Raw genomic sequence first — 8,803 nt, forward strand, 5'->3', positions numbered from 1 at the left:
CGAGAAGTGTGTTTTTGGTAGGAGGAAGTACCTTGCCCAGGTCGCTCTCCCGCGTTCTGGGCAAGGCGCTAAACGGCGTTAGGCAACGCTGGCGATAAGGCCTTTGTCTACCTCCGCGCGGCTGATGGCCCCGTTGTCGTAGTGAAACACGGTCAGCACACGGCCGTTGCTCAGATCCTGTACCAGCGCCGGGGCGATGCGGAAGCTGGCTGCCAGTTCATCGCGACCCAGTCCCGGACGGCGCTTGCGGCGCTCGACGCGGAAGCGGATCTGATTATATTTGGCCCAGCCAATCAGCACCGCCGCGTTGATCAGCGCCACCATCAGGTAGAACGTCACCGTGTTGACGGTAGAAAAGAGCGGGCCAAAGCCAATAAACGGCGCGTTGGCCAGCGCGTTTATCAGTCCTGCATAGACGAGGTAGGAGAACCCCAGCCAGGCAATCAGGGTCAGGGCCACGTCAAAAATACGCGGCATGATACGCAGTTCAGTAAAAATCAGCGGTTGTTTCATGGATCATTTCTTCCTATACCACGGTCAGGACTTACCCAGCGCGCCCTGCTGCGCTTGCGCATCAGCATCACTTTGGGGAAGGCGACCAACGTTGTGAACAAGCTCAACATCCAATAAACCACCGGGAACCAAATGATCCAGAAAAGCGACGCGCCGATACCTTGCTCATAGCGTCGTTCAATAATCAAACTCACCAAAAACTGCAGGAGACAAACCACGCCGAGCATGAGCCCGGTAAAAGCCGGTGGGAACAGATGTTGTACATGGAGAGAACTGGGCATGGGGAAAACCAGCCCAACGAGGAACAGCAGGATCGTTACCGCATAGGCAAACGCCCAGGCGGTCGAGAGGCAAAACTCCAGAAATAGCGGCCACATGCGGCGATACTCCCAGGCCCACAGGCGGCGCATGTTAACGATAAACACCTCTGCTCCGCCCTGGGCCCAGCGCAGGCGCTGCTTCCACAGACCTTTCATCGTCTCCGGCATCAGGATCCAGCAGAGCGCACGCGGCTCGTAGAATACGGTCCAGTGACGCAGCTGCAGCTTCCAGCTGATGTCGATATCTTCCGTGATCATATCCGGGCTCCAGTAGCCCACTTCCGACAGCGCGCGGCGGCGGAAGGCGGCAATCACGCCGGAGACGGTGAACACCTGACCGTAGACGCGCTGGGTGCGCTTGATCAGGCCGATGATCGAGGAGAACTCGCCAACCTGCACGCGGCCCACCAGCGTAGAGCGGGTGCGGATCCGCGGGTTGCCGGTGACCGCCCCAACACGAGGGTATTGCAGCAGCGGTGCCACCAGATAGGCCGCCGCATCGCGATCCAGCAATGCATCACCATCGATACAGACCAGGAAATCGCTCCGCGCCGAGGCCGCACCGGTCTGCAACGCCACCGCTTTGCCCTGGTTCTCCGCCAGATGGATCACCCGCAGACGCGGATACTCAATCGCCAGCTGGTCCAGCACCTCGCCGGTGTTGTCCTTTGAGCCGTCGTTGATGGCGATCACCTCGATATTTTCATAGCGCTGGGCCAGCGCCGCCTCAATGGTTTCGCGCGCGTTCAGCCCCTCGTTATAGCAAGGGATCAGGATGGAAATGAGCGGGTTCCCCTCCAGATCCGGCGGCGGCGTGTTTGGCCCCCACGGCCAGTGACGCTCCCGATGGAACCAGAAGTAGAGCCCGCCGCTGATCCATAACGCGGACATAAACAGCGGCCAGAAAAAGACGAAGTTCAGGATCATGTCGCCGGTAAAAATCGCCGCGACCCCCAGCGGGAAGCTGAACATCAGGCACAGTATGAGAAACGCTACAATGCGATCGGTCATTTTTGCGGATACCAGTATGATGAGAAGGCAGAGCGGATCTCAGACATCTCGGGTTGATCGTTAAGGAAATCGTCAGGGTAGTAGCCGTAGCTGTCCGCACCGCTCAGCTTGAGCTGGCGCATCCACTCGGTCATCTGTTTGCCACTGATATCTTTCTCTTTCGCGTCAGCACGCCAGTCCTGCGCCTGCAGTTCAAAGACGGTTTTATCTAGCGCACCGGGGCGCTGACCCACAATTTTCACCATCCTGTCCAGCCAGGCTTTGTCCTCGCCCTCCGGCACGCCCTCCATCCATGGCATGGCCATCGGTGCAGTCCAGTCGTAGGTAGCCAGGAAATCGTCGAGGTTCTGTGCGAACCACGCTTCGCTCTCTGGCTCCATGATCGGCGGGGCGTAGATGTTGCGGGCGGTTTGCACCTGCGGCCCACGAATGGCGCGTACCGACGCGGTGAGATCGCGGGTAAAGTCGATCAGCGTCTTGCTCTTGAAGCGCGTCCAGCGTTTAAAGGTCTCTGGATTGCTGCGGATCTCCTCGATGCTGCCCGGGAAACCTGCTGCCTTGTAAGCGCGCAGCGCATCCGGCGAGGCATCCTCGAAATCGCTCAGGAAGGCGTCATCGTGGAACAGCACGCCGTTGAAGGCGGCCCCTTTTGCCAGATCTTCATAGATGTCGGTGATACGCCTCCGGGCCTCCGGGCTCCACGGCGACAGGCGCACGTACTGCTTGCGCTCTACCGCGCTGCGCTTGGTGTCCGGGTTCCAGGCCGTGACGCGCGGGAGCGGATCGTCCATCTGGAAAGCCAATACCGGCATCCAGGCATAGACGTTCACCCCGCCGCGGCTCTGTAGCTGCCAGGCGATAAAGTTGAACAGATCGGCACGCATCGGCAGCCAGCGGTTCGGGAAGTAGAGCTCGCGGATGTTGCCGTCGCCCTCGGGATCGGCGTACGCCTGCAGGAAGACATGGGAGATCTTCATGTCGTACACGCGCTGGATCAGCATGTCGATGTTGCGTCGCTGCTGGGCCGGATCCTTGTCATAGACATAGTCGAGATCGATATGCATCACGCGCATGTTCTGCTTCTCACGCACCTGGGCGACCTGGCTGGCAAAGGTTTTCAGTGACGGATTGTTGGTGATCAGGATGCGCGGGATATCTTCCAGGTTCGCCGCGTTAGCCAGACCCTGGTTGAGGGTAAAGGCCATCCGATAGCCGTGCTGATGGATCAGCTTCAGCGACGTACCGTTGGCCGCTCCGTAGGGCCAGACCCACGCGCGTGGCGCTTTACCTGTGACCTCGGCGATTTTATTGGTCACCAGATCCAGGTCCTTATTGATGCGCGCCTCATACTCCTCGTCGGTTTCATACTTGCCGGTGGCTTTGATGTAGCCACGGTTAGCAATGGCTGGCTCCTTGCTGCCCTGCGGGTTCGCCTGGATGCCGTAGTGGGACGCCCAGGTGTGTGCCCCCACTTCAACCAGCGGTGACTCGCCCATCTCCTTGACCATCTGCCAGGTGGCGAACTTGTCACGCGCCGTTTTTAAACCGCCGAAGTCGATTGGCTGGTTGGCGGGTGTATCCACCCAACTGCCCACCGGGGCCCAGACCGCAGGCCAGTTGTAGGCTTTGAGGATCGGCCAGACGCGGGTGTAGAAGCTGCTGTAGCCATCGTCAAAGGTCAGCATCACCGCCTTTTCCGGTAGCGTGATTTTACCGTCGTGAGCATCCAGCACCTGCTGTACGGAAACCGGTTGATAACCATTGTCACGCAGCCAGGCGATCTGATCGTTCAGTGCGCTGGTGCGCACCGAGAGGTAGCGCTGGTCCGCAGCGCCATCCTCAACGTCGTGATACCCCAGTACCAGAAAACTGTTTTTTGGCCAGGCACTGTCCGCGTTCAGCGGCGGTCTGGCAGAAGGTGGAAGATAACCCGGCTTCTCAGCACTGCTACAGGCGGTGATGAGCATCCATCCGGCGATGAGTGTTGCGGCTCGCAGCCATTTCTTAAACATGACCTGTCCTCAGAACCTGACATTCAAATCAAATGCGAGGGAGATATTCCGCTCACGCTTACCGTCGTAGGGACGTTTATCCCAGGTCAGCATCAATCCGCCGTCCACGACGTTGTTCCACTGAACCCGTTGTCCATACCCAAACTGATTTATTGCCCCGACGCTGTGACCTTTTTGCCAGTAGGCCCCTGCCCCAGCGGCAATCTCCTGCTTCCATATCGTGTCGTAGTGCTGATACATCACATGCTCGGCGGTCAGCGCCGGCACGACAGAGAGATCGCGTTTCGGGTTGTAGTAGTAGACATCCTCCTTGGTGTTGGTACTGCCGCTAATGCCCGGCGTGAAGTCGAGGGTAAAGCGCGGGGTAGTCCACAGCCGCTCTTTGCCGCTCAGGCCGTACTCGATGCGATCGTTATCATCAGAGAAGTGCGAGGCGGCGAAAGAGAGCTGATACTCCCGGCGCTCGGTCTGATGCCAGCGCAGATAGAGATCGCCGCTGTTGGCATAGACGTTGTTGCGCAGGGCGCGTAGTGGGGTATTGCGCGACAGCCGCTCCGCAGAGCCGCCCAGCCGCCAGTTATCGTTGAAGTCATGCCACGCCGACAGACGTCCGCCGGTCTTCTGCCCGTCGCCATAGTTACGCGTTGATACCTCCATTTCGGCCCAGTAGTCCCGCGCCGTCCATTCGGTACCGACGCCGAGATCGCGGTTGATCCCCTTACCCTCTTCGAATTCGCCGCTGGCGAAGTTGTAGACCGTGAAAAGCCGCCAGTTGTCGGCGATCGGCGGGCTGTAGAGCGCCGCGTTAAAGATGAAGTCGTGCTGGCCGCTGACCGGGCTATCAGAAGAGATCCCCTGTGAACCGTTGATCCGCAGCTCGCTCTTATTGTGTACCTCACGGGCGCGGGCGAGGCGCAGGGAGGATTCATCATCCGGGCTGCGGGCGATGACGTCGTTGGTCAGCTCGTCCGCCTGCCGCCACTCCTGCAACTCAAGAGCGTTCCAGGCCTGCTGCTTCTCCAGCTCAAGGTTGCTTGGCTCGATCACCTCAGCCAGCTTCAGTTCGCGTTCGGCCTGGCGCGGCAGGCCACGGGCGAGCAGCACCGAGGCGTAGGTAATGCGCAGCGCCTGGTTGCCGGAGCCGGTACGCGCCAGCCACTCCGCATGCTTTTGGGCCTCCGGCAGGTCGTTGGTCTCAATCTCATACTGGGTAAGCAGGCTCTGGCCCAGCAGCCAGCTATCGTTAGGCTGCGGCACGGGAGAGCCCAAAACCCGCATCAGGTAGGGACTCTTTTTAACCAGATCGTCGACCTGGCGCTTCGCCGCCGGGTAGTTGCCGCTGTCGATATGGGCATAGAAGAGATCCTGGTGATCGTCTTCGGTCAGCGGCGTCGCCGGGATCGGGCCGTTGGGGTAGTAGATCGCCATCAGCATCTTTTCGGCTGTCTGCGGATCCTTCTCCGCCAGGTAGGCGGAGGCCACCCAGCGCTTGGCGTAGTCCGGGATCGGCTGGCCGTCGGCGGAGAGTGACTCATACTCCTGCACGGTCTCCTTGGTGCGCTTGCGGATCACTAGCGCCCCCAGGCGGTCAATACGGGCGCGGCGCACGTCGCCCTGCGCCGACGGATCGTCCTTCCAGGCGGTAAGCAGCGCGTCGTAGCGGGCGATGGCTTTATCTGCGACGAGGAAACGCTCCTCTTCGTTACGGGTAGGGGTAAACGCCGAGCGCACGGTTTGGGCAACCGCGTCCAGCTCCAGCCGCCGCTCGAGGGGGCCTGAAGCGACAGAAGGCGGGGTGAGATCCAGCGCCGGCCCGGCAATACGGTTGGCAGAGAGCACCGCCAGCTTGGTGGACTGGGCACTTTTGTTCTGCGGATCCAGCGCCTCGGCGCGGCTGGTCGCCAGCAGCGCATCCCAGTTTTTACCCTGCGAATGGTAGACGTAGGCCACCAGCGCATCACGCTCGGCTCCCGACTCCTCCGCAGCCCATCTGTTGGCTTCGGTGATCGCCTGCTCGTTACGGCGGGCGTCTGCCAGCGTCATGATCCAGCCGGTACGCGCATCAGCATTCTTTGGATCGTCCTTGAGGACGCTCTCCCAGACAGCCAGCGAGGCATTCCAATTTTTCTGGTTACGCAGCGCGCGGGCGACAGCAATACGCCCACGTGGCGGAACCTGAAGGCGATCCTGATAGCGCTGCCAGATACGGATCGTCTCGGCATTGTCATCTGCCCAGGCGGTAACCTGCAGCCAGTCAGCGACCTGATCGGGCGTGAGCGGCGTTTGCTGTTCCTGAGCCTTTAAGTAATTTAGCAGCGGTGCTCGCTCCCCTTCCCGTGCCTGCACAATCAGGGCATCGTATTCAGGAGAGGCTCCGTACGCGAACGTTGGCAGCATAATACTTGCAGTAAATAAGCACGTGCCGGAACGAAAGCGTTTTACTAAATTTTTACGTCGGTGAATGCTGAACATAGCTGTGCTGTCCTTATTTCCTTATGCCGGAATAAATAAGCATTATCATTAATATGCTGCTGCAATATGCGAGGGGCATCCCCGCGCATCACGGTAATTTATTAGCTTTCACGAAAAATTAATTTAAATTACTACTTTCTTCGTATTTCAACAGTTTCCAGAGTGTATTAAGGCACGTTTTAATAATAAGATCTCGATGTGTGCAAACGTTAGCAGCGGAATATTTTTTTTGCCATCACTGTTAAACAAGTCACGTTAAAAAGAAAATTTTAACACCACTTTTTCTAATACTTTTGGCATTTAATCTCGCCGTATAACAAAAAACAGACGAACAGCGGCGCTTTTATCTGTGCAGTAAAAAGTTGACTTATTTTATAAAAAGGTTACTTTTCAGGACATGAAGACGTTTCTTATAATTGTCCCTGATGGCGGTATGTTATTTGAGGCTGCCGGTATTGCCGATATTCTGATGCACGCTAACCGCCTGCATCTGGAAGAGTTTTCCTCCGCCCGCTATCGGATAGACATCGCCACTACCCAGCCTCACCAGGTCATTCATGGTCAGTCGGGGTTAAATCTGCTGGCAGATTTCAGGCTGGTGGATCTCGATTATACCGAGCCGCGGGATACCATCATGGTGACCGGCAAGGGCATGAACGAGCAGGAGAACAGCGCGGTTGTGGACTGGCTGCGTCTTGCCGCTCCTCATGCGCGTCGGGTGGTCTCTATCTGCGGTGGTGCGCTTCTGCTGGCCCAGGCGGGCCTGCTGGATGGTCGCCGGGCAACGACCCACTGGCGGCGGCTGGAGGAGATGCAGTCCCACTATCCACTGGTGAAGGTAGAAGGCGGGCCGCTCTATATTCAGGATGGCCATATCTGGACCTCTGCCGGGGTTAGCTCCGGCTTCGATCTTACGCTGGCGTTGGTGGAAGAGGACTACGGCTTTACCCTGGCGCGCGACGTGGCCCAGGATCTGGTGATGTATCTGCGCCGTCCCGGCGGGCAGATGCAGTTCAGCCGTTTCCAGCTGCTTGATGCCGACGGCCCTGGCCCGATTGGCGACGTGCAGCGCTGGATCCAGGAGAACCTGACCGCCGATCTGTCAGTAGAGGCGCTGGCGGATCGGGCGGCAATGAGCCCGCGCAACTTTACCCGCGTCTTTACCCGTGAGACGGGCACCACCCCAGCACGCTATGTGGCAGAGTCGCGTCTGGCGGCTGCCAGAAACCGTCTTGAGCAGACCATGGATACGCTGGAGCGCGTGGCGGTAGCAACCGGCTTTGGCACCAGCATCAATCTACGCCGAATTTTCGAGAAGCAGCTCAAGCTCACCCCCGGCGAGTATCGTCAGCGCTTTCACAGCCGCAAGATGGCGTAAAGTGATCCTTTTTTGTCATTTACGCCATTACGGGCGCGGCCTACTCTGATTCCAGTTACAGCATAACAGGAGTACATCATGGTTAAGGTCGGTATTAATGGCTTCGGCAGGATCGGTCGCAACGTGCTTCGTGCCGCGTTAGGTAATGCAGAGGTGCAGATTGTGGCAATCAACGATCTGACGGACAGCAAAACGCTAGCGCATCTGTTAAAGCATGACTCATTGCTGGGGACGCTCCCCGTACCGGTGGAGGCAGCAGAAGGTGAACTGAAGGTAGATGGAAAACCCGTTAGGGTCTTTTCCGAGCGCGACCCGGCAAATATTCCGTGGGCCAGCGTCGGCGTTGAGATTGTGATTGAGGCCACCGGCTTCTTTACCGATCGCGAAAAAGCCGAGGTGCATATCACCCACGGCGGTGCTAAGCGGGTGATCATCTCTGCCCCAGGCAAGAACGACGATCTCACCATCGTGCTGGGGGTCAACCACGACAGTTACGATCCGCAGAAGCACTTTGTGGTAAGCAACGGGAGCTGCACCACTAACGGCCTGGCCCCTGCCGCTCAGGTGCTGCATCAGCGCTTCGGCATTGAGCATGGCCTGATGAACACCACCCATGCTTACACCAACAGCCAGGCGCTGCACGATCAGCCGGAGAAAGACCTGCGCGGGGCGCGTGCTGCGGCCCTGTCGATTGTCCCCTACTCCAGCGGCGCGGCGAAGGCGCTCGGCAAGGTTATTCCTGAACTGGAAGGCCGCCTCACTGGCTACTCGCTGCGTGTGCCGGTACCGGTGGTGTCAATTGTTGACCTGACCGTGACCCTGAAGCACGACGTGACCGTGGATGACGTCAACGATGCCTTCCGTCAGGCCGCCGCCGAGGGGCCACTGCAGGGCATTCTGGGCTACAGCGACGAGCCGCTGGTCTCCAGCGACTATCAGGGCGATCCGCGCTCCTCGATAATCGATGGCCTCTCTACCCTGGTAATCGGCGGCAAGCTGGTCAAGATCCTCGCCTGGTATGACAACGAGTGGGGCTTCTCTAACCGTCTGGTCGACCTTGCGAAACTGATGGCGCAGCGCGGTGTATAACTCTTTTT

The 8,803-nt window shown here is 58.7% G+C and carries 6 protein-coding genes; 2 read left to right on the top strand and 4 right to left on the bottom strand.

What is annotated here, in order from left to right; all coding sequences use genetic code 11:
• Positions 1 to 78: 78 nt before the first annotated feature.
• From pgaD to pgaA, 4 genes are read right to left on the bottom strand one after another with little or no spacing between them, the layout of a single operon-like run.
• A complete protein-coding gene (pgaD, locus tag FN633_RS16100) occupies positions 79 to 513 on the bottom strand; it encodes a poly-beta-1,6-N-acetyl-D-glucosamine biosynthesis protein PgaD (RefSeq protein WP_154058407.1) in 435 nt (144 codons plus the stop codon).
• Positions 510 to 1,844, bottom strand: coding sequence for a poly-beta-1,6-N-acetyl-D-glucosamine synthase (pgaC, locus tag FN633_RS16105; protein ID WP_154058408.1), 1,335 nt, complete (start codon positions 1,842 to 1,844; stop codon positions 510 to 512). Before pgaC ends, pgaD begins: the two co-directional genes overlap by 4 nt.
• A complete protein-coding gene (gene pgaB, locus FN633_RS16110; RefSeq protein ID WP_154058409.1) occupies positions 1,841 to 3,856 on the bottom strand; it encodes a poly-beta-1,6-N-acetyl-D-glucosamine N-deacetylase PgaB in 2,016 nt (671 codons plus the stop codon). Before pgaB ends, pgaC begins: the two co-directional genes overlap by 4 nt.
• Positions 3,857 to 3,865: 9 nt before the next feature.
• Entirely contained in the window at positions 3,866 to 6,328 is a 2,463-nt protein-coding gene (gene pgaA / locus FN633_RS16115) for a poly-beta-1,6 N-acetyl-D-glucosamine export porin PgaA (RefSeq protein ID WP_154058410.1), read from the bottom strand.
• A gap of 397 nt (positions 6,329 to 6,725) precedes the next feature.
• Here pgaA and FN633_RS16120 point away from each other — a divergent pair, with 397 nt between their 5' ends.
• A complete protein-coding gene (locus FN633_RS16120) occupies positions 6,726 to 7,706 on the top strand; it encodes a GlxA family transcriptional regulator (protein WP_154058411.1) in 981 nt (326 codons plus the stop codon).
• Positions 7,707 to 7,784: 78 nt separating this feature from the next.
• A complete protein-coding gene (gene gap / locus FN633_RS16125) occupies positions 7,785 to 8,795 on the top strand; it encodes a type I glyceraldehyde-3-phosphate dehydrogenase (RefSeq protein ID WP_154058412.1) in 1,011 nt (336 codons plus the stop codon).
• Positions 8,796 to 8,803: the final 8 nt, after the last annotated feature.

This window comes from Pseudescherichia vulneris, assembly GCF_902164725.1.
GTDB lineage: Bacteria > Pseudomonadota > Gammaproteobacteria > Enterobacterales > Enterobacteriaceae > Pseudescherichia > Pseudescherichia vulneris.

Bases quoted from the DNA above. Each gene is read 5' to 3' on its own strand.
- pgaD (WP_154058407.1), bottom strand. From the start codon at position 513: ATGAAACAACCGCTGATTTTTACTGAACTGCGTATCATGCCGCGTATT.
- pgaC (WP_154058408.1), bottom strand. From the start codon at position 1,844: ATGACCGATCGCATTGTAGCGTTTCTCATACTGTGCCTGATGTTCAGC.
- pgaB (WP_154058409.1), bottom strand. From the start codon at position 3,856: ATGTTTAAGAAATGGCTGCGAGCCGCAACACTCATCGCCGGATGGATG.
- pgaA (WP_154058410.1), bottom strand. From the start codon at position 6,328: ATGTTCAGCATTCACCGACGTAAAAATTTAGTAAAACGCTTTCGTTCC.
- FN633_RS16120 (WP_154058411.1), top strand. From the start codon at position 6,726: ATGAAGACGTTTCTTATAATTGTCCCTGATGGCGGTATGTTATTTGAG.
- gap (WP_154058412.1), top strand. From the start codon at position 7,785: ATGGTTAAGGTCGGTATTAATGGCTTCGGCAGGATCGGTCGCAACGTG.